27 protein-coding genes are annotated in these 26,484 nt (G+C 73.3%); 23 read left to right on the top strand and 4 right to left on the bottom strand.

Features of this window, described 5'->3' with window-relative positions; translation table 11 throughout:
* Positions 1 to 46 precede the first annotated feature (46 nt).
* Positions 47 to 595 carry an SH3 domain-containing protein gene (locus BUE41_RS00755; protein ID WP_143171897.1) on the bottom strand — a complete coding sequence of 183 codons (549 nt, stop codon included), beginning with the start codon at positions 593 to 595 and terminating at the stop codon, positions 47 to 49.
* A 237-nt stretch (positions 596 to 832) separates the two neighbouring features.
* Between BUE41_RS00755 and metK the strand changes: the two genes are divergently transcribed.
* From metK to BUE41_RS00730, 5 genes are all read left to right on the top strand, one after another.
* The gene (gene metK, locus BUE41_RS00750; RefSeq protein ID WP_268794425.1) at positions 833 to 2,035 is read left to right on the top strand and encodes a methionine adenosyltransferase; all 1,203 of its coding nucleotides are present in this window, start codon (positions 833 to 835) and stop codon (positions 2,033 to 2,035) included.
* A gap of 242 nt (positions 2,036 to 2,277) precedes the next feature.
* The gene (locus tag BUE41_RS00745) at positions 2,278 to 4,326 is read left to right on the top strand and encodes a primosomal protein N' (protein ID WP_073454854.1); all 2,049 of its coding nucleotides are present in this window, start codon (positions 2,278 to 2,280) and stop codon (positions 4,324 to 4,326) included.
* A gap of 24 nt (positions 4,327 to 4,350) precedes the next feature.
* Positions 4,351 to 4,896: a peptide deformylase gene (def, locus tag BUE41_RS00740; protein ID WP_073455119.1), complete on the top strand. Its 546-nt coding sequence runs from the start codon at positions 4,351 to 4,353 to the stop codon at positions 4,894 to 4,896.
* The gene (fmt, locus tag BUE41_RS00735) at positions 4,896 to 5,819 is read left to right on the top strand and encodes a methionyl-tRNA formyltransferase (RefSeq protein WP_073454853.1); all 924 of its coding nucleotides are present in this window, start codon (positions 4,896 to 4,898) and stop codon (positions 5,817 to 5,819) included. Before def ends, fmt begins: the two co-directional genes overlap by 1 nt.
* Positions 5,816 to 7,276 carry an RsmB/NOP family class I SAM-dependent RNA methyltransferase gene (locus BUE41_RS00730; RefSeq protein ID WP_073454852.1) on the top strand — a complete coding sequence of 487 codons (1,461 nt, stop codon included), beginning with the start codon at positions 5,816 to 5,818 and terminating at the stop codon, positions 7,274 to 7,276. The genes fmt and BUE41_RS00730 overlap by 4 nt, the downstream gene beginning before the upstream one ends.
* Positions 7,277 to 7,306: 30 nt before the next feature.
* Here BUE41_RS00730 and BUE41_RS00725 read toward each other — a convergent pair whose 3' ends face one another.
* A complete protein-coding gene (locus BUE41_RS00725; protein ID WP_073454851.1) occupies positions 7,307 to 7,693 on the bottom strand; it encodes a DUF1801 domain-containing protein in 387 nt (128 codons plus the stop codon).
* A gap of 106 nt (positions 7,694 to 7,799) precedes the next feature.
* Between BUE41_RS00725 and rpe the strand changes: the two genes are divergently transcribed.
* The 8 genes from rpe to BUE41_RS00685 all read left to right on the top strand — a co-directional run bounded on the left by rpe (position 7,800) and on the right by BUE41_RS00685 (position 14,493).
* On the top strand, positions 7,800 to 8,489 hold the full coding sequence (gene rpe, locus BUE41_RS00720) for a ribulose-phosphate 3-epimerase (RefSeq protein WP_073455118.1): 690 nt from the start codon (positions 7,800 to 7,802) through the stop codon (positions 8,487 to 8,489).
* The gene (locus BUE41_RS00715; protein ID WP_073455117.1) at positions 8,489 to 9,103 is read left to right on the top strand and encodes a riboflavin synthase; all 615 of its coding nucleotides are present in this window, start codon (positions 8,489 to 8,491) and stop codon (positions 9,101 to 9,103) included. The genes rpe and BUE41_RS00715 overlap by 1 nt, the downstream gene beginning before the upstream one ends.
* Positions 9,104 to 9,126: 23 nt before the next feature.
* Positions 9,127 to 10,386: a bifunctional 3,4-dihydroxy-2-butanone-4-phosphate synthase/GTP cyclohydrolase II gene (locus BUE41_RS00710; protein WP_234996859.1), complete on the top strand. Its 1,260-nt coding sequence runs from the start codon at positions 9,127 to 9,129 to the stop codon at positions 10,384 to 10,386.
* Positions 10,383 to 10,862: a 6,7-dimethyl-8-ribityllumazine synthase gene (gene ribH, locus BUE41_RS00705; RefSeq protein ID WP_073454849.1), complete on the top strand. Its 480-nt coding sequence runs from the start codon at positions 10,383 to 10,385 to the stop codon at positions 10,860 to 10,862. The genes BUE41_RS00710 and ribH overlap by 4 nt, the downstream gene beginning before the upstream one ends.
* A 23-nt stretch (positions 10,863 to 10,885) precedes the next feature.
* Positions 10,886 to 11,332, top strand: a complete 447-nt coding sequence (locus tag BUE41_RS00700; protein WP_073454848.1) for a PH domain-containing protein — start codon at positions 10,886 to 10,888, stop codon at positions 11,330 to 11,332.
* Entirely contained in the window at positions 11,329 to 12,267 is a 939-nt protein-coding gene (locus tag BUE41_RS00695; protein WP_073454847.1) for a crotonase/enoyl-CoA hydratase family protein, read from the top strand. Before BUE41_RS00700 ends, BUE41_RS00695 begins: the two co-directional genes overlap by 4 nt.
* A complete protein-coding gene (locus BUE41_RS00690; protein WP_073454846.1) occupies positions 12,264 to 13,274 on the top strand; it encodes a beta/alpha barrel domain-containing protein in 1,011 nt (336 codons plus the stop codon). Before BUE41_RS00695 ends, BUE41_RS00690 begins: the two co-directional genes overlap by 4 nt.
* 160 nt (positions 13,275 to 13,434) lie before the next feature.
* Positions 13,435 to 14,493 (top strand): DUF6183 family protein, encoded by a 1,059-nt coding sequence (locus tag BUE41_RS00685; RefSeq protein WP_084754116.1) that lies wholly within the window; start codon positions 13,435 to 13,437, stop codon positions 14,491 to 14,493.
* Between the two features lie 129 nt (positions 14,494 to 14,622).
* On the opposite strand, the gene BUE41_RS00680 is transcribed toward BUE41_RS00685, so the two are convergent.
* Positions 14,623 to 15,369 carry a DUF2786 domain-containing protein gene (locus BUE41_RS00680; RefSeq protein ID WP_073454845.1) on the bottom strand — a complete coding sequence of 249 codons (747 nt, stop codon included), beginning with the start codon at positions 15,367 to 15,369 and terminating at the stop codon, positions 14,623 to 14,625.
* 212 nt (positions 15,370 to 15,581) lie between these two features.
* On the opposite strand from BUE41_RS00680, the gene uvrC reads away from it, so the two are divergent.
* From uvrC to BUE41_RS00635, 9 genes are all read left to right on the top strand, one after another.
* Positions 15,582 to 17,609, top strand: coding sequence for an excinuclease ABC subunit UvrC (gene uvrC / locus BUE41_RS00675; protein ID WP_073454844.1), 2,028 nt, complete (start codon positions 15,582 to 15,584; stop codon positions 17,607 to 17,609).
* Positions 17,599 to 18,495: an RNase adapter RapZ gene (gene rapZ / locus BUE41_RS00670; protein ID WP_073454843.1), complete on the top strand. Its 897-nt coding sequence runs from the start codon at positions 17,599 to 17,601 to the stop codon at positions 18,493 to 18,495. Before uvrC ends, rapZ begins: the two co-directional genes overlap by 11 nt.
* Positions 18,492 to 19,526: a gluconeogenesis factor YvcK family protein gene (locus BUE41_RS00665; protein WP_073454842.1), complete on the top strand. Its 1,035-nt coding sequence runs from the start codon at positions 18,492 to 18,494 to the stop codon at positions 19,524 to 19,526. The genes rapZ and BUE41_RS00665 overlap by 4 nt, the downstream gene beginning before the upstream one ends.
* A gap of 48 nt (positions 19,527 to 19,574) precedes the next feature.
* Positions 19,575 to 20,558, top strand: coding sequence for a DNA-binding protein WhiA (gene whiA / locus BUE41_RS00660; protein WP_073454841.1), 984 nt, complete (start codon positions 19,575 to 19,577; stop codon positions 20,556 to 20,558).
* A 143-nt stretch (positions 20,559 to 20,701) separates the two neighbouring features.
* Positions 20,702 to 21,718 carry a type I glyceraldehyde-3-phosphate dehydrogenase gene (gene gap / locus BUE41_RS00655; RefSeq protein ID WP_073454840.1) on the top strand — a complete coding sequence of 339 codons (1,017 nt, stop codon included), beginning with the start codon at positions 20,702 to 20,704 and terminating at the stop codon, positions 21,716 to 21,718.
* A 43-nt stretch (positions 21,719 to 21,761) separates the two neighbouring features.
* Positions 21,762 to 22,943: a phosphoglycerate kinase gene (locus BUE41_RS00650; protein ID WP_073454839.1), complete on the top strand. Its 1,182-nt coding sequence runs from the start codon at positions 21,762 to 21,764 to the stop codon at positions 22,941 to 22,943.
* Complete coding sequence (tpiA, locus tag BUE41_RS00645; RefSeq protein ID WP_073454838.1) at positions 22,940 to 23,752, top strand: triose-phosphate isomerase; 813 nt, start codon at positions 22,940 to 22,942, stop codon at positions 23,750 to 23,752. Before BUE41_RS00650 ends, tpiA begins: the two co-directional genes overlap by 4 nt.
* A 179-nt stretch (positions 23,753 to 23,931) precedes the next feature.
* Positions 23,932 to 24,168: a preprotein translocase subunit SecG gene (secG, locus tag BUE41_RS00640; RefSeq protein ID WP_073454837.1), complete on the top strand. Its 237-nt coding sequence runs from the start codon at positions 23,932 to 23,934 to the stop codon at positions 24,166 to 24,168.
* 10 nt (positions 24,169 to 24,178) lie between these two features.
* On the top strand, positions 24,179 to 24,520 hold the full coding sequence (locus tag BUE41_RS00635) for an RNA polymerase-binding protein RbpA (RefSeq protein WP_073454836.1): 342 nt from the start codon (positions 24,179 to 24,181) through the stop codon (positions 24,518 to 24,520).
* Between the two features lie 52 nt (positions 24,521 to 24,572).
* On the opposite strand, the gene BUE41_RS00630 is transcribed toward BUE41_RS00635, so the two are convergent.
* The gene (locus BUE41_RS00630; RefSeq protein ID WP_073454835.1) at positions 24,573 to 25,124 is read right to left on the bottom strand and encodes a hypothetical protein; all 552 of its coding nucleotides are present in this window, start codon (positions 25,122 to 25,124) and stop codon (positions 24,573 to 24,575) included.
* 26 nt (positions 25,125 to 25,150) lie between these two features.
* Between BUE41_RS00630 and BUE41_RS00625 the strand changes: the two genes are divergently transcribed.
* Positions 25,151 to 26,419: a TrpB-like pyridoxal phosphate-dependent enzyme gene (locus BUE41_RS00625; protein WP_200803712.1), complete on the top strand. Its 1,269-nt coding sequence runs from the start codon at positions 25,151 to 25,153 to the stop codon at positions 26,417 to 26,419.
* Positions 26,420 to 26,484 lie beyond the last annotated feature (65 nt).

Genomic DNA, 26,484 nt, shown 5'->3' with positions numbered 1-26,484 from the left:
CCCTGGAGCGCTGTGGTGGAGGGCTGTGGTGGACGGCTGTGGTGGATCAGCCGCCCGACAGCCGCAGGCGCGGCGGCGTGAGCAGGGGCTGGGCGCCGGTGGTGACGGGTGCGGGTTCCGGGGCGGCCTCGGGCTCCTCGGCGGGTTCCTGCTCGGGGGTCGGCGGTGTGGTCGCCGGGGTCGTGGGTCCGGCCGCTCGGGTGGCCGCCGAACGGGCGGTGCGGGGCGCCGGTCGCGCCTCGGGCTCCTCGTCCGCGGCAGGGATCCGCTCGACCGGTGGCCGTGGCGTGTGGCCGTTGATCTCGACGTACTCCTGGGCCGCCCAGCCGTGGAGCGAGGTGAGCTCCACGAAGCCGTTGCGGATCTCGCCGACCGTGACGGGGGTGCCGCGGCGGCACACGGTCAGGACGGGGGCGTCCTGGTCCGGCTCGGCGCGCACGTTGACGTTGCCGACGCACCGGCCGGGCTCGGCGGCCTCGGCGACGGCGACGGTCATGAGGGTCGCGGCCCCGACGGCCACGACGGCGCCGACCACCGCGATCGTCCGGGCACGGCGCCGCAGGAATGTGACGGTTCCTCGCAGAGGGGCGTCCATGCCCGGTCCAACGAAACGACCCGTTACCGATTCGCTACCCGATGTGATTTCCACCGATCGGGGACGAACAGTGCGGCGTGTCGCAGATACGAACACGGAACGTGAGTCGAGCCCGGCCGCTGTGCCGCGTAACGAGTTGACCCCGCGCGGTCGACTACGCTCACGCCCGACCGATGTACGCCCGCCGTGCAGGAGCCGGACGGGCAGGACTGCAGACGCAGAATGGCGGAATCTCTGGTGACGAGCGCAGGACGACGGCTGTTCACGAGCGAGTCGGTGACCGAGGGTCACCCCGACAAGATGTGCGACGCGATCAGCGACGGGATCCTCGACGCCCTGCTGGCGCAGGACCCGAGGAGCCGGGTCGCCGTCGAGACCCTGATCACCACCGGGCAGGTGCACGTCGCGGGCGAGGTCACCACGTCCGCGTACGCGGACATCCCGCAGATCGTGCGCGACACCGTGCTCGGCATCGGCTACGACTCGTCCGCGAAGGGCTTCGACGGGGCCTCCTGCGGCGTGAACGTCGCCATCGGCGCGCAGTCGCCCGACATCGCGCAGGGCGTCGACCAGGCCTACGAGAGCCGGGTCGAGATGTCCGAGGACGAGATCGCCCGCCAGGGCGCCGGCGACCAGGGGCTGATGTTCGGCTACGCGAACACCGACACCCCCGAGCTCATGCCGCTGCCGATCGCGCTCGCCCACCGCCTCGCCCGTCGCCTCGCCTCCGTCCGCAAGGAAGGCGTGCTGCCCTACCTGCGGCCCGACGGCAAGACCCAGGTCACCATCGAGTACGCGGGTGACAAGGCCGTCCGGCTCGACACCGTCGTCGTCTCCACCCAGCACGCCGCCGACATCGACATCGACGGCATGCTCGCCCCCGACATCCTCGAGCACGTCGTCACGCCGGAGATCGCCGATCTCGAGCTCGAGACCTCCGACGTCCGGCTCCTGGTGAACCCCACCGGCCGCTTCGTCCTCGGCGGCCCGATGGGCGACGCGGGCCTGACCGGCCGCAAGATCATCGTCGACACCTACGGCGGCTTCGCCCGCCACGGCGGCGGCGCGTTCTCCGGCAAGGACCCGTCGAAGGTCGACCGCTCCGCCGCGTACGCGATGCGCTGGGTCGCGAAGAACGCGGTGGCCGCCGGCCTCGCCGAGCGCCTGGAGGTGCAGATCGCCTACGCCATCGGTAAGGCCGCGCCCGTCGGCCTGTTCGTGGAGACCTTCGGCACCGAGCAGGTGGACCCCGCGAAGATCCAGGCCGCGATCACCGAGGTCTTCGACCTCCGCCCGGCCGCGATCATCCGCGACCTCGACCTGCTGCGGCCCATCTACCAGCCCACGGCGGCGTACGGCCACTTCGGCCGCACCGACCTCGACCTGCCGTGGGAGCGCACCGACCGCGCGGACGCCCTGCGCTCCATCGTGGGCGCCTGAGCCCGCGCCCGTGGGCGACGCGGTGGGCCGGGCTGGATCCCGCTGACGCTCCACGAACGGCACTTCCGTCAGCACCGGTGCTGACGGAAGTGCCGTTCGTGGTGTCTCCGGCCGGGCTCGAACGGGTCGCGATCGACGATCACCGCGAGATCCCGGAGCCGCACCGACCAACGGCCACTCGCACCTCGATCCGATGCCGGGTCACGACCGAACCCGTCGTCCCGTCCGTCTAGTGTCCGACCGTGCCCGTAGCGACCCGTCCCGCCAACCGGGGTGAGTGGCAACCGGCCCCGGTGGCACCGATCGCGCGGGTGGTGGTCGACGTCCCCCTGACCCACCTGGACCGGACGTTCGACTACCGGGTCCCGCAGCACCTCGACACCGAGGCCCAGCCCGGTGTGCGGATCAAGGTGCGGTTCGCCGGCCGCCCGGTGGACGGGTTCCTGCTGGAGCGCGCCGAGACCACCGAACACGTGGGCGACCTGGCGTGGGTGGAACGGGTGGTGTCGCCGGAACCCGCGCTGGCGCCGGAGATCGCGGTGCTCGCCCGGGCGGTGGCCGACCGCGGCGCCGGGATGATGTGCGACGTGCTGCGGCTGGCGGTCCCGCCGCGGCACGCCCGGGTTGAGGCTGAGGCGCCGCGCGGTCGCGCGGTGGGCCCGATCGACCCGCCGGACCCGGCAGCCGGCTGGGCCCGCTACCGCCACGGTGCCGCGCTCCTGGAGGCGCTGCGCGCCGGGCGGGCCGCGCACGCCGTCTGGCAGGCGCTGCCGGGGGAGGACTGGGCAGCACGGCTCGCGGAGGCTGCCGCGGCCACGGCGTCGGCGGGCAAGGGCGCGCTGGTCGTGGTGCCCGACCAGCGCGACGTCGCGGCACTGGAACGCGCGTGCGCGACTGTGCTCGGCGAGGACGCGTTCGTCGCGCTCACCGCGGACCTCGGGCCCGCCGAGCGCTACCGGCGGTGGCTGGCCGTGCGCCGCGGCACCGTGCCCGTGGTGATCGGTACCCGGGCCGCCGCGTTCGCCCCGGTCCACGACCTGGGCCTGGTCGCGATCTGGGACGACGGCGACGACTCCCACGCCGAGCCGCGGGCACCCTACCCGCACGCCCGGGACGTGCTCGTGCTGCGCGCCCACACCGGCGGGGTGGCGATGCTCGTGGCCGGGCACGCCCGCACCGCGGAGGGCCAGCTGCTGGTCGAGTCGGGCTGGGCCCGCGAGGTGGTGGCCGAGCGGGTCACCGTACGGGCCGCGATGCCCCGGATCACCGCCATCGGCGAGACGTCGGCGCAGGAGGAGCAGGACCCGGCCCTGCGCGCCGCCCGGCTGCCCCACCCGGCGTTCGAGGCAGCGCGGGCCGCGCTCAACGCGGGCCGACCGGTGCTGGTCCAGGTGCCGCGTGCCGGGTACGTGCCGTGGCTGGCCTGCGCGGGCTGCCGCGAGACCGCGCGCTGCCGGCACTGCGCCGGGCCGCTCGAGCTGCCCGCCCGCGCCGCCGCGGACGAAGCGGTGCTCCCCAGCTGCCGCTGGTGCGGCCGCTCCGAGTCGGCGTTCCGCTGCGGGCACTGCGGCTCCCGGCGGCTGCGGGCCGCGGTCGTCGGCTCCGGCCGGACCGCGGAGGAGCTGGGCCGGGCGTTCCCCGGCGTGCCGGTGAAGGCCTCCGGCGGTGGGGTCGCCGTGCTCGACTCGGCCGCGGACCGCGCCGAGCTGGTCGTCGCCACCCCGGGCGCCGAGCCACCGGCACCCCACGGCTACGGCGCGGCGCTCCTGCTCGACGGATGGGCGCTGCTCGGCCGGGCCGACCTGCGCGTCGCGGAGGAGACGCTGCGCCGCTGGATGGCCGCCGCCGCGCTCGTGGTGCCGCACGCCGAGGGGGGCCGGGTGGTCGTGGTGGCCCCGTCCGATCTGCCCGTCGTGCAGGCGCTGGTGCGCTGGGACCCGGTCGGCCACGCCGCCGCCGAGCTCGCCGCCCGCGAGGAGGTCGGGTTCCCGCCTGCGGTGCGGATGGCCTGCGTCGAGGGGCCGCCCGCCGCGGTCGCGTCCCTCGTCGAGCACGTGGAGCAGCAGCTCGGCGACGCAGTGGAGGCCCTGGGCCCCGTGGAGATCGAGCCCGATCCGAAGGCCGATCCCCGCACGGCGCCCGAGGAGCCGGAGGAGCGGGTGCTGCTGCGGGTGAAGCGCACCGACGGCAAGGCGCTGGCCACCGCGCTGCACACCGCCCAGGCCGCACGGACCGCCCGCAAAGCCACTGACGTCGTCCGGGTGCAGCTGGATCCGCCCGCGATCGGCTGACGGCGGATGGCAGAATGGATCGACGTGACCGTCACGCCGATCCGGCTCTTCGGCGACCCTGTGCTGCGCACCCCCGCGGCGCCGGTGACCACGTTCGACGCCGAGCTGCGCAAGCTCGTCACCGACCTCATGGACACCATGCACGCCCAGGGCGGCGCCGGCCTCGCCGCGCCCCAGCTGGGGGTGTCGCTGCGCGTCTTCACCTACAACTGCGACGGGTTCGAGGGGCACCTCGTCAACCCGAGCTTCGACGTCGTGGGGGACGAGGAGCAGATCGGACCGGAGGGCTGCCTGTCGATCCCGGGCCTGTCCTGGGACTGCAAGCGGCACCTCCACGTCGTGGCGAAGGGGTGGAACCAGTACGGCGAACCCGTCACCGTCGAGGGCTCCCACCTGCTGGCCCGTTGCATCCAGCACGAGACCGACCACCTCGACGGTGTGCTGTTCGTCGACCGGCTCGACGCCGAGACCCGCAAGCGCGCGATGGCCGAGATCCGCGCCGCCGAGTGGTTCACCGGCACCGCTCCCGTGATCAAGGAGAACCCGCACCCACTGTTCGGATCGCGCTGATGCGACTCGTCTTCGCCGGCACGCCCACCGCCGCGGTGCCGTCGCTGCAGGCACTGCTCGACTCGCCGCGCCACGAGGTCGTCGCGGTGGTGACCCGGCCGGACGCCCCAGCCGGGAGGGGCCGCAAGCTCGTGCGCTCGCCGGTCGGGGCGCTCGCCGACTCCGCGGGTGTCCCGGTCCTCACCCCGAAGCGGCCGAGCGAACCGGAGTTCGTCGAGGCGCTGCGCGGGCTGGCGCCGGACTGCTGCCCGGTCGTCGCGTACGGCGCGCTCATCCCGCGGCCGGTGCTCGACATCCCCCGGCACGGCTGGGTGAACCTGCACTTCTCGCTGCTGCCGGCCTGGCGCGGCGCCGCTCCGGTGCAGGCCGCGATCCGCGCGGGCGACGACATCACCGGCGCCACGACCTTCCTGCTGGAGGAAGGGCTGGACACCGGCCCGACGTTCGGTGTGGTCACCGAGCCGATCGGGCCCGACGACACCGCGGGCATGCTGCTGGAGCGGCTCGCGCAGTCGGGTGCCCGGCTGCTCGTCGCCACCCTCGACGGCATCGAGGACGGCACCCTCGTCGCCCGCCCGCAGCCCACCGAGGGCGTCAGCCACGCGCCGAAGGTGACGGTCGAGGACGCGCGCGTCGACTGGTCGCTGCCGGCGCAGGTCGTGCACCGGGTGATCCGCTCGGTCACCCCCGACCCGGGTGCGTGGACCACGTTCCGCGGCGCCCGCCTGGGCCTCGGGCCGGTGACGCACACCGACGTCGAGCTCAAGCCGGGCGAGATCGTGGCGGAGAAGCGGCGGGTGCTGGTCGGCACCGGCACGCGGGCCGTCGCGCTCGGCGAGGTGCGGCCGGAGGGGAAGCGACCGATGCCGGCCCCCGATTGGGCCCGCGGCGTGCGCATCGAGGCCGGGGAGACCGTCGTATGAGCTCGCCCGGCCGTCGCTCCCGCCGGCGCGGACCAGTGCCGGAGCGCCGGTCCGGGCCCCCGCGCGGGCGCAGCGGCCCGCCGCGCCCGCCGGACGTCGATCCGGCGCGCCAGGCGGCGCTGGAGCTGCTCACCGCGGTGCGGGTCCGCGACGCCTACGCCAACCTGGCACTGCCCGCGATCCTGCGCCGCTACCGGCTGAAGGGCCGCGACGCCGCGCTCGCCACCGAACTCGGCTACGGCGCCCTGCGCGCGCAGGGGCTGCTGGACGCGGTGCTGGCGGCGTGCATCGACCGCGACTACGACCGCGTCGAGCCCGCCGTCAAGGACGCCCTGCGCATCGGGGCGTACCAGCTGCTGCGCACCCGGGTGCCGCCGCACGCGGCCGTGCACGGCGTGGTGGAGCTGGTGCGCGTGCAGGCCGGCAGCCGCGCCGCCGGGTTCGTCAACGCGGTCCTGCGCAAGGTCTCCGAGCACGACGAGAAGGCCTGGGTCGCGCAGCTCGCGCCGCCCGAGAACGACGACCCGATCGGCCACGCCGCGTTCGCGCACGCCCACCCCCGCTGGATCGCTCAGGCGTTCGCCGACGCGCTCGGCGCCGACGCGCTGGGCCCGGGCGGGGAGCTGGACTCGGCGCTCGCCGCTGACGACGCCCGTCCCGTCGTGCACCTGCTGGCCCGCCCCGGCGAGATCACCGCCGACGAGCTGGCGCTGGTCACGGGGGGCACCCCGGCCCCGTACTCGCCGTACGGGGTGCACCTGGAGCCGGGCAGCGGCGAGATCGGCGAGCTGGACGCCATCACGGAGGGCCTGGCGATCGTGCAGGACGAGGGCAGCCAGCTCGTCGCGCTCGCCCTCGCCCGCGCCGAGCTGATCGGGCAGGACACGGGGCGCTGGCTCGACCTGTGCGCCGGCCCCGGCGGCAAGGCCGCGCTGCTCGGTGGGCTGGTCGCGCTGGACGGTGGCACGCTCGACGCCGTCGAGCCGGGGGAGCGGCGCGCCGACCTCGTCCGCGACACCACCAAGGACCTCCCGGTCACCGTGCACACGGTCGACGGCCGCGCCTCCGGCCTGCCGGAAGGCGTCTACGACCGGGTGCTCGTCGATGCCCCGTGCACCGGGCTGGGGGCGCTGCGGCGCCGCCCGGAGGCGCGCTGGCGGCGCCGGCCCGAGGACGTCGCGGGGCTGGGGAAGCTCCAGCGGGAGCTGCTGCAGGCCGCGCTGCGGCACGTGCGGCCGGGCGGGGTCGTGGCGTACGTGACGTGCTCCCCGCACCTCTCCGAGACCGTCGGGATCGTCAGCGCGGTGCTGCGCCGCGAGCGGGACGTCGAGCAGTTGGACGCCCGGACCTACCTGCCGGGCGTGCCCCGGCTGGGTGATGGGCCGAGCGTGCAGCTGTGGCCGCACCGGCACGGTACGGACGCGATGTTCCTGGCGCTGCTGCGCAGGCCTGCCTGAGCCCACCCCCGTCGAGGGCACCGCATGCCCTCATCGCCTGTGCCGTGCGTCCTCCGCCCGGTCGATCGCCATGTCCACGGCCAGGTCGAGGTAGTCGACGACGATCTCGTCCTCCTCGGATCCCGCCCCGACCTCCACCCGCACGTCCCGGGTGCGCCCCGTGCCGACGAGCCGGCCGTGCGGGTCGGGATGGTCCGCGCCGTGCTCGAACCCCACGTTCACCCCGTTCCCGCGGGGGAACAGCCCGCAGACGTAGCCGGCGCGGGAATGGCGGTAGGCGATGCCGTGCCAGCCGAGGTTCACCTTCTCCTGCAGGTCCGGGTGGGCCTCGCGGACGACGTCGCGGAGGCGGAGCAGCAGCTGCGCGACCTCCGGGGGCTCGGCGGACAGCAGCTTCGTGAGCGGGTCGTCGGGCACGCCGGGAAGTGAATCGCATCGCACCGACGATGCGCACACCCCTCCGGATGGGGTGACGCACCCTCGGCGGGACTAACCTGCAGTGGTGCCGGGAAAGATCGCGCCGATGATCGCGCCGAGTATCCTCGCGGCGGACTTCGCGCGCCTCGCGGACGAGGCGGCGGCGGTCGCCGGGCCCGCGGGCGAGGGTGCGGACTGGTTGCACGTGGACGTCATGGACGGGCACTTCGTGCCGAACCTGACCCTGGGGCTGCCCGTGGTGCAGTCCTTGCTCAAGGCGACCGACCTGCCTCTGGACTGCCACCTCATGATCGAGGACCCCGACCGCTGGGCGATCGGGTACGCCGAGGCGGGCGCCTACAACGTCACCGTCCACGTCGAGGCCGCCCGCGACCCGGTGGCGCTGGCGAAGAACCTGCGCGCCGCCGGCGCGAAGGCCGGGCTGTCGATCAAGCCGGGGACCCCTCTGGAGCCGCACATCGAGACCCTCAAGCACTACGACACGCTGCTGGTGATGAGCGTCGAGCCGGGGTTCGGCGGCCAGGAGTTCATCCCGGACGTGCTCGAGAAGGTGCGCACCGCCCGTCGGTTGGTCGACACTGGTCATCTGACCGTACTGGTCGAGATCGACGGGGGCATCAACGCCGACACCGTTGAGGCCGCTGCCGAGGCGGGTGTCGACTGCTTCGTCGCCGGCTCCGCCGTGTACGGCGCCGACGACCCGGGCCGGGCGGTCCGCGCGCTGCGCGAGCGGGCCCGTCGGGCCAACCCGGATCGCGAGTGGAGGACCGCCTGATGTTCACCGGGATCGTCGAGGAGATCGGCGAGGTGGTGGCCGTGCAGGAGCGCGGCGACGTGGTGGCGCTCACCGTCCGGGCCGAGACCGTGACCAGCGACGCCCGCCACGGCGACTCGATCGCCGTCAACGGCGTGTGCCTCACGGTGATCGACCCCGACGGCGCCACCGACGGCACGTTCACGGTGGAGCTGGTACCCGAGACCCTCAAGAGATCGAGCCTCTCGGCGGTGGCCCCCGGCACCCGGGTCAACCTGGAACGGGCGGTCCCGGTGAACGGTCGGCTCGGCGGGCACATCGTGCAAGGCCACGTCGACGGCGTGTCCACACTCGTCTCACGGTCGCCGGGTGAGCGCAGCGACGAGTTCGTGTTCTCGCTCGCCCCGGAGATCGCCCGCTACGTCGCGGAGAAGGGCTCGATCGCGGTGGACGGGGTCTCCCTCACCGTCGCCGGGGTGACGAGCGACACCTTCACGGTCGCCGTGATCCCGACGACTCTGGAACACACGACTCTGGGCACGCGCAAGCCGGGCGACACGGTGAACATCGAGGTCGACGTGCTGGCCAAGTACCTGGAGCGACTCAACGGCGAGACCGGGAGGGCAGTGCGATGACCGGGGAATCCACGGAGGGGACGGTGCGTCCGCTCGAGCCGCGGTTCGTGGCGATCGAGCAGGCGCTCCAGGACCTCCGGGACGGCAAGCCCGTCATCGTCGTCGACGACGAGGACCGCGAGAACGAGGGCGACCTGATCTTCGCCGCCGAGAAGGCGACGCCGGAGCTGTTGTCGTTCCTGGTGCGCTACACGTCCGGGTACGTGTGCGTGGCCCTGCCGGAGGCCGAGTGCGACCGGCTCGACCTCCCGCCGATGCACCACTCGAACAACGACGCCTTCCGCACCGCGTTCACCGTCACCGTGGACGCGAAGGAGGGCATCACCACGGGCATCTCCGCGGCCGACCGGGCACACACCATCCGCCTGCTGGCCGACCCGAAGTCGGTGGCGAGCGACTTCGTCCGGCCCGGTCACGTGCTGCCGCTGCGCGCCCGCGACGGCGGCGTGCTGCGCCGCGCCGGGCACACCGAGGCGTCGGTCGACCTGGCCCGCATGGCCGGCCTGCACCCGGCCGGGGTGCTGTGCGAGATCGTCTCGCAGAAGGACGAGGCCGACATGGCCCGCGGCGAGGAGCTGGCCGTCTTCGCCGAGGACCACGGCCTGACGCTGATCACGATCGCCGACCTGATCGCCTACCGGCGCCGCTTCGAGAAGCACGTCGTGTGCGTCGCGCAGGCGCGCATCCCCACCGTGCACGGCGAGTTCATCGCCTACGGCTACGACTCGACGCTGGACGGCATCGAGCACATCGCGATGGTGCACGGCGACATCGGCGATGGTGAGGACGTGCTGGTGCGGGTGCACTCCGAGTGCCTCACCGGTGACGTGCTGGGCTCGCTGCGCTGCGACTGCGGCCCGCAGCTGAACGCCGCGCTGGCCGCGGTGTGCGCTGAGGGCCGCGGGGTGGTGCTCTACATGCGCGGGCACGAGGGCCGCGGCATCGGCCTGCTGCACAAGCTGCAGGCCTACCAGCTGCAGGAGGCCGGTGCCGACACCGTCGACGCCAACCTCGCGCTGGGCCTGCCCGCCGACGCCCGCGACTACGGCATGGGCGCGCAGATCCTCACCGACCTGGGCATCAAGTCCATGCGGCTGCTGACCAACAACCCGGACAAGCGCGCCGGCCTGGAGGGCTACGGGCTGCGCATCACCGGGCGAGTGCCGCTGCCGATCCGGCCCAGCCCGGAGAACCTGCACTACCTGCGCACCAAGCGCGACCGGATGGGGCACGACCTGCCCGATCTCGGTGTCCCGCCGGCCGCGGACGGCACCCCGTCATGAGCGGAGAGGGACGTCCCGACGTCGGGCTGCCCGACGCCACCGGGCTGCACCTGGCCGTGGCCGCGACCACCTGGCACGCCGACATCGTCGACACGCTGCTGGACCGCGCGGTGACCACCGCCAAGGAGGCCGGCATCGCCCTGCCGACGGTCGTGCGCGTACCCGGTGCGATCGAGTTGCCGGTCGTCTGCCAGCAGCTCGCCGAGGACCACGACGCAGTCGTCGCGCTCGGCGTGGTGATCCGCGGCGGCACCCCGCACTTCGAGTACGTGTGCGACGCGGTGACCGCCGGGCTCACCCGGGTCTCGCTCGATGCGCGCACCCCGGTCGGCAACGGCGTGCTCACCTGCGACACCCGCGAGCAGGCCCTCGACCGGTCCGGCGCGCCGGGGGCGACGGAGGACAAGGGCGCCGAGGCCTGCATCGCCGCCCTGCAGACCGCGGTGGTGCTGCGCGACCTGCGCAACCGGCCGTGAGCGCGGAAGCGGACAATGGAGCCATGACGACGACGAACGGCGCGGTGGTGGCCCGACCGCGCAAGGTGCTCATCGCGGCGTGGATCGGTGCGGTGATCATCGTCGCGCTGTTCACGGTGATCGCGGTCTTCCTCACCAGCACGTACACCGGGGTGTACTTCCGGCTGGCCGACCAGATCGCGTTGATCCTCATCGGCCTGTTCATCGCGGGCGGGCTGCTGCTGGTGGCTCGGCCCCGGGTGCGCGCCGACGCCGAGGGCATCGAGGTCCGCAACATCATCACGACGCACCGGCTGCCCTGGTCGGCCGTCGAGCGGGTGTCGTTCCCCGACGGGGCGCCGTGGGCACGGCTCGACCTGGCCGACGACGAGTACATCCACGTGATGGCCGTGCAAGCGGTCGACGGGGAGCGCGCGGTGGCGGCGATGCGGGAGCTGCGGGCGCTGCACGCGGCGGCGCGGGCGCGATGACCGCCCAGGAGCACGCGGCGGACCAGCCGGGGGAGCAGGCTGATCGGCAGGTCCGCACCGAGCTGGCCGACGGTGTCCTGACCGTCACGCTGGACCGGCCGGCCCGGCTCAACGCGTTCACCGCCGTGATGATGCGCCAGCTGATCGAGGCGTTCGACCGCGCGGACGCCGACGACGACGTCCGGGTGGTCGTCGTGACCGGCGCCGGGCGAGCGTTCTGCGCGGGCGCGGACCTCTCGGCGGGCGGCGGGACGTTCGACTACGAGGCCCAGGCAGAGCAGGGCATCGTCGAAGACGAGATCCACGATCTGCGCCGCGACGACGGCGGCATGGTCAGCCTGCGCATCTTCGAGTCCACGAAGCCGGTGATCGGCGCGATCAACGGGCCCGCGGTCGGCGTCGGCGCCACGATGACGCTGCCGATGGACGTGCGACTGGCCTCCACGAACGCCCGCTTCGGGTTCGTGTTCGCCCGCCGCGGCATCGTGCCGGAGGCCGCGTCGAGCTGGTTCCTGCCGCGTGTGGTCGGCATCAGCCGGGCCGTCGAGTGGGCGGTGACCGGCCGGATCTTCGACGCCGCCGAGGCGCTGGACGCCGGGCTGATCCGCGCGGTGCACGAGCCTGCCGAGCTGCTGCCGGCCGCGTACGCGCTGGCCCGCGAGATCGCGGACCACACCGCCCCGGTCTCGGTCGCGCTGGCTCGCCAGATGATGTGGCGGATGCTGGGCGTCGACCACCCGATGGAGGCCCACCGCGTGGACTCCCGCGCGATGATCGAGCGGGGCCGGTCCGCGGACGCCCGCGAGGGCGTCAGCGCATTCCTGGAGAAGCGCCCCGCGGCGTTCCCCGACCGGGTCTCCGACGGCCTGGGCACCTTCTACCCGTGGTGGCCGGAGCGCCCCTTCACCCCGCTACCGGAGCAGGAGCAGTCATGACGCGCACGCTGCGCAGGCCGTCCGACGAGGCCGGGGTCCGGCTCGGCGACATCGTGCTGCGCAACCGGCTGGTCACCTCGTCGAGCCTGCTCGGGTACGGCCGGTCCAGCTCGGGCTTCTACGGGATGAGCCCGATCGCGCTGTTCGTGCCGCTGGAGAAGTTCGGCGCGGTCACCACCCGCACGCTGACCGTCGAGCCGCGCGAAGGGCACTTCACCACCCGTGAGGACTGGTCGCCGCGTGAGCTACCCGGTCTGCTGCGCCGCTACGCCCGCGTGCTGCGCGGGGTCGATGCCGGCTGGATCAACGCGTTCGGCTGGTGCAACGTCGGCATCGACGCCTACCTGCGCGACTACTACCCGCGCACCCGCGAGCAGCGCACGATCATCTCGCTGGGCGGGTTCTCGGCGGAGGAGTTCGTCACCCTCGTCGACAAGGTCAACGCGGCCGTGCCCACGGGCGAGATCGCTGCCGTCGAGTTCAACGTCAGCTGCCACAACGTGAACTTCGACTTCTCCACGATCCTGCAGGACGTACTGGACGAGGCCGTACCGCGGTCCAACCACCCGGTGATCCTCAAGCTGTCGCCGGACTACGACTACATCCGCAACGCCAAGCAGGCGGCCAGGGCCGGTGTCTCCGCGCTCACCGCGATCAACACGGTGAAGGCGCTGCGGCTCGACCCGCGCACCGGCACCCCGTTCCTGGCCAACCGCTACGGTGGGCTGTCCGGCCGGGCGATCAAGCCGATCGGGCTGCGTGTGGTGTCCGAGCTGCGCGACGCCGGCGTCACGCTGCCGATCATCGCCACGGGTGGGATCCGCACCATCGACGACTGCCGCGAGTACTTCTGGGCCGGTGCCGACGCGGTGAGCCTCGGGAGCGCGGTGTGGCTGCGCAGCTACCCCGGGTACGCGCTGGCACCGGTGCGGGCTCTCCAGGTGCGGCGCCTGCTGCGGGCCATCGAGCCGTACTCGACTGCCCCGATCCGGCGAACGACCGGCTGAGCACCCCCGCGGGCCCCGTACGATCGCCGGCACCCCGTGCCGATCGACTGCACTGCCGATCGACTGCACTGCCGATCGACCGGCGATCGACACCAGCCCGACCGGAGGAGTGCACCCAGATGAGCCCGGAGCGGATCGAGCAGCGACCCCTGCTCGGCCGGTGGCCGGCCTGATGGCCTCCGCGGAGATCGACGAGCTGGTGGCGGAGCTGCCGGCGCGCTCCGAGCTGGACGGGTTCTGGGACCGCATGGACGCCCGCCTGGCCGACGGCGGGGCGGCGTTCCTCGCCGATGTCGGGATCGCGCTGCGCCGCACGTACGGGATCCGGCCGGTGCCGAACGTGCGGTCCGCCGTGGACGGCCTGCTCCGCCGGCTCGCGCTCCTGCCATGGCCGGGACACGTGCCGCAGGTGCTGCGCCTCGCCGCCGGCGCCGGGATCGCCTCGCGCTACGTCGCCTCGCTGCTGGCCGCGGGGCAGGACCTCGCCGACCTGGCGCCCGCGCTCGCCCCGACCTCGCCTGCCACCCTGCGCGCGTGTCTGGCCCAGGAGCTGGTGCTGCGCGGCGCCCGGGACCCGGCGCCGATGCCGATCGGGCACCCCCTCTCGGTGCTGCCCGGTGTGCGCACCGCACTGGAGCACGATCCGCCGCTGCCGCGGTACGGGCTCGACTGGACCCGCCGGCCGACCACCCTCGAGCTGATCCCCGTCGACGAGGAAGCGCCCGCGGGCGACGTGCCGCCGTTCATGACCAGCCCCGCGCCCGTCGGCAGCGACGCCGCCGTCGCGACCTGGTCCACCGGCACCATCGAGACCCGGCTCGTCGAAGTGGTCGAACCGCTGCTCGAGGAGGCGATCCCGCTCGTCGTGGGCGCACTGGGCCTGGAGCACCCCGGCTCGCAGGTGCAGGGATCGGCGTGCGAGCCCCGGACGGTCTGGCGCCTGCTGTTCGTGGCGGCGTCGCTGGGCGGCCCGCGCAACCTGGGGGAGTACGGCGCGTTCGGCCGGCTGGCCGCGTGGCGCACCCTCGGTGCGCTCTCCGGCGCCGGCGAGCACGCCCGCATCGCCGAGATCGAACGCCGCGCCGGCGAGTGCGCCTGGTACCGGTTCCGGGTGGGCGAGCCCGGCATCTACCACGATCTCGGCCTGGCCGCGCTCTCCCCGGACCGGTGCCGCATCGCGGTGCTGGCCGCGGCCGATCCGGGAACGCGACCCGCGTAGGAACAGCTCTGCTGCGAACAGGTGGATTTTCCGCAGCCGTGCGGCCGGCTAGGGCATCCCACCCGACCGAGTGATCACGATCCGTGCCCGTGACGGGCTCCGGAGCCCCGCGAAGACCATCCGAAGAGATCAACCGGCCGGCACGGCGCCGCGCCGCCGACCGCCGACCGCCCGGCGGCCGCCGAGATCGGCTCGCCGCCCGGCCGACATCCCGGCCCGCAGCCCGCTGCCGGACACCCGCGCCGGCCGCGCCGTCGGCAGGTGCGGGTACGCGGCGGCGAACGCGCGGTCGACCTCGGCGGCCCGGTCGGCCAGCACCAGTTCGGTGCTGGGCACGCCCGCGGGCACGGTGCGCTCCTCCGCGGCCGAGCGCCCTTCGGCCGCGATCAGCCTGCGGTGCACCTCCGCGGCGAACCCGTGCAGCCAGGACCGCCGGTAGGCGGCCACCGACTCGTCCGGCCAGGCCGGCCGCTGACCGGCCAGCTGGGCGGTGGCCTGCATGAGCAGCGAGGTGAACAGCATCTCCACCCGTTCGCGATCGCTGGCGAACCCGAAGACGGTGACCGCCGCAACCCGACCACCTGGCCGGGTGTGCAGCACCGAGCGGCAGCGCAGCGCCGCCGCGATCCACGCGAGCAGCCGCGCCTTCGCCGAGCTGTACGGGTCGGTCATCGCGATCGTGGTGCCGCCCGGCACGTCCCGGCCCGGCTCGGCGGCCGCGAGCAGCGCCTCGTCGATCCCGTGGCGGGCCATCAGCTCCATGGCCTTGGCGGTGTAGGTCTCGCTCTCCTCCGGCGTGGCCGCCCGCTCCGCCTTGGCCAGCAGTTTGCGGATGACCTCGAGCTTCTCCGACTTCTTCGCCGATTCCCCGCGCACCCGTCGTCCCCTCCCCGTGAGCGGTGGCGCTCACGGTGTTCGAACACCTGTTCGCACGAAGGTGTACCACGGGGTGCCGACAGATGCAGGCTCGCGACGCGCGTACGGCACCGACGCAACCGGATCGGGAACCGCCTTACACCAGAACGGCCCAGCGCCGACACGCCGGGGCGCCACGCCGTGCGAAACGCCGGTCCTACCCTGGAGGGGCCATGGCCGACCCTGCCGCACCGCGAAGCTCCCCGGTCCCCGCTCCCGGCGATCCGGCGCGGTACCGCCCGGCCCCGGGATCGATCCCGGACGAACCCGGGGTCTACCGCTTCGCCGACCAGCACGGCCGGGTCATCTACGTCGGCAAGGCCAAGAGCCTGCGCCAGCGCCTGAGTTCCTACTTCGCGGACGTCTCGAGCCTGCACCCGCGCACGCGGCAGATGGTCACCACTGCCACCTCGGTGCAGTGGACCGTGGTGTCGACCGAGGTGGAGGCGCTGCAGCTCGAGTACAACTGGATCAAGGAGTTCGATCCGCGGTTCAACGTCCGCTACCGCGACGACAAGACCTACCCGGTTCTGCAGGTGACGATGGCCGAGGAGTTCCCCCGGCTGTCGGTCTACCGCGGGCCGCGCCGCAAGGGTGCCCGCTACTTCGGCCCGTACGCCCACGCGTGGGCGATCCGGGAGACCCTCGACACGCTGCTGCGCGTCTTCCCCGCGCGGACCTGCTCGACCGGGGTGTTCCGCCGGCACGGCCAGATGGGCCGGCCGTGCCTGCTCGGCTACATCGACAAGTGCTCGGCGCCGTGCGTCGGCCGCGTCGACGCGCAGGAGCACCGCGCGATCGTGGAGGACTTCTGCGACTTCCTCGGCGGCCGCACCGACCACTTCGTCCGTGACCTGGAGAAGCGGATGAACGAGGCGGCCGAGGCGCTGGAGTTCGAGAAGGCCGCCCGGCTGCGCGATGACATCGGCGCGCTGCGCCGGGCGATGGAGCGCCAGGCCGTCGTGCTCGGCGACGGCACCGACGCCGACGTCGTCGCCTTCGCCGAGGACGAGCTGGAGGCGGCCGTCCAGGTCTTCCACGTCCGCGGCGGGCGGGTGCGCGGGCAGCGCGGCTGGGTCGTGGAGAAGGTGGAGCCGACCACCACCGAACAGCTGGTGGAGCGGTTCCTCACGCAGTTCTACGGCGAACAGGCCGCACTGGCCGGAGCGGCCGACGACGCGATGCAGCCGGTGCCGAAGGAGATCCTGGTGCCGGCACTGCCCGCCGATCTCGGTTCGATCACCGACTGGCTGTCCGGGCTGCGCGGCTCGCGTGTGCAGGTCCGGGTGCCGCAGCGCGGCGACAAGCGGGCGCTCGCCGAGACGGTGGCCCGCAACGCGGGGGAGGCGTTGACCCAGCACAAGCTGCGCCGCGCCGGCGACCTCACCGCGCGTTCGGCGGCGCTGCAGGAGCTGCAGGACGCCCTCGGTCTGGAGCAGGCTCCGCTGCGCATCGAGTGCATCGACGTCTCCCACGTGCAGGGCACGAACGTCGTGGCGTCGCTGGTGGTGTTCGAGGACGGCATCGCGCGCAAGTCCGAGTACCGCCGCTTCGAGATCCGCGATGGCGCCGAGGGCGGGGACGTCGCCTCGATCGCCGAGGTCGTGCGGCGGCGGTTCAAGCGGTACCTCGCGGAGACCGGGGCGACGAACGGTAACGCCGGGGCCGCGCAGGGCGACCCCCACGACACGGCCTCCCGGCCGGGCATCGATCCCGAGACGGGGCGTCCGCGCAAGTTCGCCTATCCGCCGAACCTGTTGGTCGTCGACGGTGGGCAGCCGCAGGTGGAGGCGGCGGCCGACGTGCTCGCCGAGCTCGGGATCACCGACGTGGCACTCTGCGGCCTGGCGAAGCGGCTCGAGGAGGTGTGGTTGCCCGGCGACCCCGACCCGATCATCCTGTCGCGCACCAGCGAGGGACTGTACCTGCTGCAGCGGGTGCGGGACGAGGCGCACCGGTTCGCGATCAGCTACCACCGGCAGCGCCGGTCGAAGACCATGACGACCTCCGTGCTGGACGGCGTGCCCGGGCTGGGGCCCGCCCGCAAGGCGGCGCTGCTCAAGCACTTCGGGTCGGTCCGCAAGCTGCGCGAGGCGGACGTCGACGACATCGCGGCGCTGCCCGGGTTCGGCAGGCGCACGGCCGAGGCGGTGCTGACGGCGCTCGCGCCGCGGCCGGAGGGGGACGGCGATGACGGGTGAACCACCGCCGGAGGGCCCGGTCGGCATCGAGGTCACGCTGGTCAGCGGGTTGTCCGGGGCCGGGCGCAGCACGGCGGCGAAGGTGCTGGAGGACCTCGGCTGGTTCGTCGTGGACAACCTGCCGCCCGAGCTGATCGCCACGATGATGGAGCTCGGAGCGAAGGCCCGCGGCGAGATCACCCGCATCGCCGTCGTGATGGACGTGCGCAGCCGCGCGTTCACCGCGGACCTCGGCGCCGTCATCAAGGACCTGGACGCGCGCGGCTACCGGCCGCGGCTGCTGTTCCTGGAGGCTTCGGACGCGGTGCTGGTGCGCCGGTTCGAGCAGGTGCGCCGCAGCCACCCGCTGCAGGGCGACGGGCGACTGGCCGACGGGATCGCCGCGGAGCGCGAGCTGCTGCGGCCGCTGCGGGAGGACGCCGACCTGGTCATCGACACGTCGAACACCACCGTCCCGGCGCTGCGGGCGAAGCTGGAGCGGGCGTTCGGCGGCGAGACCGTCCACCACACGAAGGTCACCGTGGTCTCGTTCGGCTACAAGTACGGCCTGCCGATGGACTCCGACCTGGTGGTCGACGTGCGGTTCCTGCCGAACCCGTACTGGATCCCGGAGCTGCGCGACCTCACCGGCCGCGACGAGGCCGTGCGCGACTACGTGCTCAGCCAGGACGGGGCGGAGGAGTTCATCACCCGCTACCTGGAGCTGCTCGGCATCGTCGCCGCCGGGTACCGGCGGGAGGGCAAGCGCTACCTCACGCTCTCGGTGGGCTGCACCGGCGGCAAGCACCGCAGCGTCGCGATCAGCGAGGAGATCGCACGCCGGCTCGCGGCGTCCGACCAGGGACTGACGGTGAACGTCGCGCACCGCGACCTGGGGCGCGAATGACGACGGCCGGACAGACGCTCCCCCGTGCCGTGGCGCTCGGCGGCGGTCACGGTCTGCACGCGACCCTGCACGCGCTGCGCGTGCTGGCGGCGCAGGGGCACATCTCGGACGCGGTCACCGCGGTGGTCACCGTGGCCGACGACGGCGGCTCGTCCGGCAGGCTGCGCCGCGAGCTGGGCCTGCTGCCACCCGGTGACCTGCGGATGGCGCTGGCCGCGCTCGCGGCCGACGATCCCGTGGGGCAGCGCTGGGCCGAGGTGGTTCAGCACCGCTTCGGCGGCACCGGCGCGCTGGCCGGGCACGCGGTCGGCAACCTGATCCTGGCCGGGCTGATGGAGACCCTCGGCGACCCGGTGGCCGCGCTGGACGAGGTGGCGCGGCTGCTGCGGCTGTCCGGCCGGGTGCTGCCGATGAGCTGCGACCCGCTCGACATCGAGGCCGACGTCGTCGGCCTGGGCGCCGATCCGCACGCGGCGCACCGCATCCGCGGCCAGGTGGCGGTCGCGTCCACCCCGGGCCGGCCGCAGCGGGTGTGGCTGCGTCCGGAGCGGCCGAAGGCCTGCCCGGAGGCGGTCGCCGCGGTGCGGGAGGCCGATCTCGTGCTGCTCGGCCCCGGTTCGTGGTTCACCAGCGTGCTGCCGCACCTGCTCGTACCCGATCTGCGCGACGCGCTGCTGGAGACGCCGGCCCGGCGCGTCCTCGTGCTCAACCTGGCCCCCGAACCCGGGGAGACGGCCGGGTTCTCCCCGGAGCAGCACCTGGCTGTGCTCACCGAGCACGAGCCGCAGCTGCGCGTCGACGCCGTCGTCGCCGACGTCGACGCGGTCCCCGTGCCCGACCGTCTGTTCAAGGCGGCCGAGTCGCTGCTCGCCCCGGGCGGCCGGGTCCACCTCGCCCCGGTCGCCGCCCCCGGCCACGTCCCGCGCCACGAGCCGGCCGCACTCGCGGCGGCCCTGGCCGAGGTGCTGGCCGGTCCGGCCCACGCTCCGGCCGCTGCGTCCACCTCCGTGCCCCGGCCCGGGGAGGCGTAGCGTGCCAGACCCGCTCCCTACTCCCGCCCCTGTCCGGAGGTTCCACCCATGGCGATGACCTCAGCGGTCAAGGACGAGCTCTCGCGGCTCGCCGTCACGAAGCCGTGCTGCCGGCGCGCCGAGGTGGCCGCGCTGCTGCGCTTCGCGGGCGGCCTGCACATCGTCGGCGGCCGCGTCGTCATCGAGGCCGAGGTCGACACCGGATCCGTCGCCCGCCGCCTGCGCAAGGAGATCCACGAGCTCTACGGCCACACCTGCGAGGCGCACGTGATCACCGCGGGCGGTCTGCGCCGCGGCGCCCGCTACGTGATCCGGGTGGTGCGCGACGGGGAGGGGCTGGCCCGCCAGACCGGGCTGCTCGACAACCGCGGCCGTCCCGTGCGCGGGCTGCCGCCGCAGGTCGTGTCCGGGGGGCTCTGCGACGCCGAGGCCGCCTGGCGGGGGGCGTTCCTGGCGCACGGCTCGCTGACCGAACCGGGCCGCAGTTCGGCGCTCGAGGTGACCTGCCCCGGGCCGGAGGCGGCGCTGGCGCTGGTGGGGGCGGCCCGGCGGCTCGGCGTGACGGCGAAGGCCCGCGAGGTGCGCGGCGCCGATCGCGTGGTGGTGCGCGACGGTGACGCGATCAGCGCGCTGCTCACCCGCATGGGCGCGCACGAGTGCGTGCTCGCGTGGGAGGAGCGGCGGATGCGCCGCGAGGTGCGGGCCACGGCCAACCGGCTGGCCAACTTCGACGACGCCAACCTGCGCCGCTCGGCACGGGCCGCGGTGGCCGCGGCCGCGCGGGTGTCGCGGGCGCTGGAGATCCTCGGCGACGACGTGCCGCCGCACCTGCTGCAGGCCGGCAAGCTGCGCTTGGAGCACACGCAGGCGTCGCTGGAGGAGCTGGGCCAGCTGGCCGATCCGCCGATGACCAAGGACGCCGTCGCCGGGCGGATCCGCCGGCTGCTGCACATGGCCGACAAGCGGGCCGCCGACCTGGGCATCCCCGACACGGAGTCGGCCGTGACCCCGGAGATGCTGGAGGAGGCCTGAGATCACGCCCACGCGTGATACCTCGCATGTTGATCGATCCAGACCCTCCCTGCGCGGATGACGGACCGCAACGCTAGGGTCGGTGCGCGGAAGCCGCGCACCGACCCTGGTGACCGGCATACGGCGATCGAGGAGGCACGAGCGTGACTGTGCGCGTAGGCGTGAACGGTTTCGGACGGATCGGCCGGAACTTCTGGCGGGCGCTGGACGCCCAGAAGTCCGCGTCCGGCCTCGACATCGAGATCGTCGCGGTCAACGACATCACCGACAACGCGACGCTCGCGAACCTGCTGAAGTTCGACTCGATCCTGGGCCGGTTGCCGTACCCGGTCACCTCCACCGACGACGAGATCATCGTCGACGGGAAGGGCTTCAAGGGCCTCGCGGTGCGCGACCCCGCCGAGCTGCCCTGGAAGGACCTCGGCGTGGACATCGTCGTCGAGTCGACGGGCATCTTCACCAAGCGCGAGGCCGCCGCGAAGCACCTGGAGGCGGGCGCGAAGAAGGTCATCATCTCGGCGCCGGCCACCGGTGAGGACATCACCATCGTCAAGGGGGTCAACGACGACCAGTACGACGGCTCGCAGGACATCATCTCCAACGCGTCCTGCACCACGAACTGCGCGGCCCCGCTGGCCAAGGTCCTCGACGACCTGGCCGGCATCGAGAAGGGCCTGATGACCACGATCCACGCCTACACGCAGGACCAGAACCTGCAGGACGGTCCGCACCGCGACCCGCGCCGGGCCCGGGCGGCGGCGCTGAACATCGTGCCGACCACCACCGGCGCCGCGAAGGCGATCGGTCTGGTGCTGCCGCACCTGAAGGGCAAGCTGGACGGCTACTCGCTGCGCGTGCCGGTGCCCACCGGGTCGATCACCGACCTGACCGTGGAGCTGCGCCGCGAGGTCTCCGTCGAGGAGATCAACGCCGCGTACAAGGCCGCTGCCGAGGAGGGCCCGCTCAGGGGCGTCCTGAGCTACTCGGAGGCGCCGCTGGTGTCGTCGGACATCGTCACCGACCCGGCGTCGTGCATCTTCGACGCGCCGCTGACCAAGGTCATCGGCAACCAGGTGAAGGTGTTCGGCTGGTACGACAACGAGTGGGGCTACTCGAACCGCCTCGTCGACATCGTGAGCCTGGTGGCGTCGAAGCTGTGACGGGGATGTGGACGGAGGACCGACTCGGGGTGGGAGCCGCCCGGTGAAGACCCTCGACGACCTGCTCGCCACGGACGTGAAGGGGCGCGGTGTGCTCGTGCGCTCCGACCTGAACGTGCCGCTGGACGGCGAGACGATCACCGACGACGGCCGGATCCGCGCGTCGCTACCGACGATCAACGCGCTGCGCGGGGCCGGGGCGCGGGTGGTCGTCGCGGCGCACCTGGGCCGCCCCAAGGGCGGGCCGGACCCGGAGTACTCGCTCGCCCCGGTGGCGAAGCGCCTGGGCGAGCTGCTGGGCACCGAGGTGCCCCTGGTCCAGCTCGCCGACGGCGCGCCCCAGGTGGGGCCCGGCGAGGTCGTGCTGCTGGAGAACGTGCGCTTCGACCCGCGCGAGACCAGCAAGAACGACGACGATCGGGCGGCGCTCGCCCGTGAGCTGGCAGCGCTGGTCGGCAGCGACGGCGCGTTCGTGTCCGACGGCTTCGGCGTCGTGCACCGCAAGCAGGCCTCGGTCTACGACGTGGCCCGCGAGCTGCCGGCCTACGCCGGCGGGCTCGTGCTGGCCGAGGTCGAGGTGCTGCGCAGGCTGACCGGCGACCCGGACCGGCCGTACACGGTCGTGCTCGGCGGCTCCAAGGTCTCCGACAAGCTGGCCGTCATCGAGTCGCTCCTGCCGCGGGTCGACTCGTTGCTGGTCGGCGGTGGCATGTGCTTCACGTTCCTGGCCGCGCAGGGCCTGGGTATCGGCACGTCGCTGCTGGAGACCGAGCGCATCGACGACTGCCGGCGGCTGCTGGAGACCGGCAAGATCGTGCTGCCGACCGACGTCGTGGTGGCCGACAAGTTCGCCGCGGACGCCGCCACGCAGACCGTGCCGGCCGACCAGATCCCCGACGGGTGGATGGGGCTGGACATCGGCCCGGCGTCCGTCGCGGCGTTCACCGAGGTGCTGGGCGCGGCGAAGACGGTGTTCTGGAACGGCCCGATGGGCGTGTTCGAGATGGCGCCGTTCGCCGCCGGTACCCGCGGCGTGGCGGAGGCGATCATCGCCTCGTCGGCGTACTCCGTGGTCGGCGGCGGTGACTCGGCCGCTGCGGTGCGGGCGCTCGGCCTCGCCGAGGACGGCTTCTCGCACATCTCCACCGGCGGCGGCGCCTCACTGGAGTACCTGGAGGGCAAGCACCTGCCCGGCATCGCGGTGCTGGAGCAGGAGCAGGCATGAACCAGCAGGTCGAGCCGCGCAAGCCGCTCATCGCCGGCAACTGGAAGATGAACCTCACCCACCTCGAGGGCATCCACCTCGTCCAGAAGCTGGCGATGTCGCTGCCGGAGAAGTACTACGCGAAGGTCGACGTCGCGGTCCTGCCGCCGTTCACGCACATCCGCAGCGTCCAGACGCTGATCGACGGCGACGAGCTGCTGATGGTGCACGGCGCGCAGGACATCTCCCCGTACGACTCCGGTGCCTACACCGGCGACGTGTCGGGGCCGATGCTCGCCAAGCTCGGCTGCAAGTACGTCGTGGTCGGGCACTCGGAGCGGCGCGAGTACCACCACGAGACCGACGAGCTGGTCAACCTCAAGGTGCGGGCGGCGCTCAAGCACGGCATCACCCCCATCCTGTGCGTGGGGGAGGGGCTGGACGTCCGCGAGGCGGGCGGGCACATCGCACACATCACGGCCCAGCTGCGGGCCGCGCTGGCGAAGGTGCCCGCCGCGCAGATCACGGGTGAGGGGCCGACGCTCGTCGTCGCCTACGAGCCGATCTGGGCCATCGGCACGGGCAAGGTGGCCAGCCCGGCCGACGCGCAGGAGGCGTGCGCCGCACTGCGCGCCACCCTGGCCGAGCTGTACGACGCCGACGTAGCCCGGCGCCTCCGGATCCTCTACGGCGGCTCGGTGAAGTCCAGCAACGTGGGCGAGATCGTGGCCGAGCCCGACGTCGACGGCGCGCTCGTCGGCGGGGCCAGCCTGGACGGCGCGGAGTTCGCGAAGCTGTGCGCCGTGGCGGCGGGCGGCCCGCTACCCTGACGGCTCTTCCTCGACGGCGTCGTGGTCGCCCCGGCCGGACGGGCCGGCCGGGGCCGACCGGCCTTGATCGATCCGATCGTGACCCGGGGCACGCGTGGCCCTGAGCTCCAGGTACCCTCGTACGCCCCACCACCGTCAGACCTGCGAACGCTCGCGAAGGTCCGGAAGTCGAGGAACGGATGCATCTCGCACTGCAGATCGTGCTGATCGTCACCAGCGTGCTGCTGGTGCTGCTGATCCTGCTGCATCGCGGGCGAGGCGGTGGCCTCTCGTCCCTGTTCGGCGGCGGCGTGCAGTCGAGCCTCTCGGGATCGAGCGTGGTCGAGAAGAACCTCGACCGGTTGACCCTGTTCGTCGGTGCCGTATGGCTCATCGCCATCATCGGCATCGGCCTCCTCGTGAAGATCGGGGCGTGACCAGTTGGCCATGGCAGGTGGAAATGCGATCCGAGGCACCCGCGTGGGTGCCGGTCCGATGGGTGAGTCCGAGCGGGGCGAGACCGCCCCCCGGTGCCGCGTGAACTACTACTGCGCGAACGGCCACGTGACCTCGCCGTCGTTCGCGATCGACGCCGAGATCCCGGAGACCTGGGACTGCCCGCGCTGCGGGTTCCCGGCCGGGCGCGACGGGAACAATCCGCCCGCACCTCCGCGCACGGAGCCGTACAAGACGCACCTGGCGTACGTGAAGGAGCGGCGGACCGACGAGGACGGCGAGGCCATCCTCGAAGAAGCGCTGGCCCGGCTGCGCGCGTCGCGCGAGCTCTGAGCTCGGCCTCTTCTGCGCTCCCTCGGCCGCGGCCGGGGGAGCGCTTCGTCTTCTAGAGGTCGGGCAGCTGCTCGGCGAGCGCCTCGGTCAGCGCCTCGGTGGTGGTGCCGGGCGGGGCCTTCGCCACGGTGACGGTGACGAGCTCACCGTCGCGGGTGGTGGCCGCCATCAGGGAGCCCGCGCCGAGGCGGCACACGAACCCGTTGCCAGCGGCCTGCCGGGTGCCGGGTACGCACGCCTGTGCGACGGTGTCGAGGTTCGGCCCGTCGTCGAGGGTGACCGCGGCGAACGCCTCCTCCGGTGCCCCGACCGGGTCGTAGACGCAGCGGGTCGCGGTGCCCGTCTCCGCCTCGGCGGTCCGGGTGATGCCCGTAGCAGCGGTGAGCCGGTCGACGTCGAGCAGGCACGACGCCGGCGGAGGCGGTGGAGCGCTGCTGGCCGCAGGAGCATCGGGCGCGGCCGACGGAGGAGCACTGCACCCCGTCATCAGCGCCGTCACCAGCGCCAGCGCCGTCGTCAGCGCTGTCGTCAGCGCTGTCGTCAGCGCTGTCGGCAGCGCTGTCGTCAGGGCGCCGGCGGGGACTGTCCGTCGGGGCAGGCTCATGTGGGACGAGCCTAGATCGGCGATAGATTCTCGCCATGAGCCGATGGTCACTGCCGCCCTCCGCGATCCCGACGGCGTGGTTCAACGTCATCCCCCACCTCACGTCTCCGCTGCAGCCGCCGCTGCACCCGGGCACTCGCGAGCCCGTCGGCCCGGACGACCTGGCACCGCTGTTCCCGATGGCGCTGATCGGGCAGGAGGTGAGCACCGACCCGTGGATCGACATCCCGGGTGAGGTGCTCGACATCCTGCGCCTGTGGCGTCCCACGCCGCTGGTGCGCGCCACCCGCCTGGAGAAGGCGCTGGGCACGCCCGCGCGGATCTACTTCAAGGACGAGTCGGTCTCGCCCTCGGGCAGCCACAAGACCAACACCGCGGTCGCCCAGGCCTTCTACAACAAGCAGGAGGGCATCGCCCGCCTGACCACGGAGACCGGTGCCGGCCAGTGGGGGACCGCTCTGTCGTTCGCGTGCTCGCAGTTCGACCTGGACCTCAAGGTCTACATGGTCCGCACCTCCTATGAGCAGAAGCCGTACCGGCGGATCGCGATCGAGACCTGGGGCGGCGAGGTCGTCCCGTCTCCGGTGGACGACCCGAACAACCCGGGTTCGCTCGGCTCGGCCATCTCCGACGCGGTCCGCGACTGCGTCTCCCGCGACGACACCCACTACTCGCTGGGCTCGGTCCTCAACCACGTGCTGCTGCACCAGACGGTGATCGGGCTCGAGGCGAAGGAGCAGCTGGAGCAGGCGGGGGAGCGGCTGCCCGACGTCGTCATCGCGCCGTGCGGCGGCGGCTCGAATCTCGGCGGCATCACCTTCCCGTTCGTCCCCGAGAAGGACGTGCGGCTGCTCGCGGTCGAACCGGTGTCGTGCCCGACCCTGACCCAGGGCACGTTCGACTACGACTTCGGCGACGTCGCGGGGACCACCCCGCTGCTGCCGATGTACACCCTCGGCCACGACTTCATGCCGCCCTCGATCCACGCGGGCGGCCTGCGCTACCACGGCGACGCACCGCTGGTCTCCCAGCTCGTCCGCGACGGCCGCATGGAGGCCGTGGCGTACCCGCAGGGCAAGGTCTTCGAGGCCGCCGTCCAGTTCACCCGCACCGAGGGCAAGATCCCCGCCCCGGAGACCTCCCACGCGATCCGCGCCGCCATCGACGAGGCCCTCGCGGCCAAGGAGACCGGCGAGGAGAAGGTCATCCTGTTCAACTTCAGCGGGCACGGCTTCCTCGACCTGGCCGCGTACGACGACTACAACAACGGCCGGCTGCCGGAGGAGCAGGGCTGAGGACCTGTGCACGCACGTGGGGCAGGCGGGGCCCGTCAGGCCTTGGCCTGTTCCACGTGCGTGCC

Source organism: Pseudonocardia thermophila (genome assembly GCF_900142365.1).
Taxonomy (GTDB): Bacteria; Actinomycetota; Actinomycetes; order Mycobacteriales; family Pseudonocardiaceae; genus Pseudonocardia; species Pseudonocardia thermophila.
Note: the sequence above shows the minus strand (reverse complement) of the source record. Positions and strands in the feature narration are given on the sequence as shown.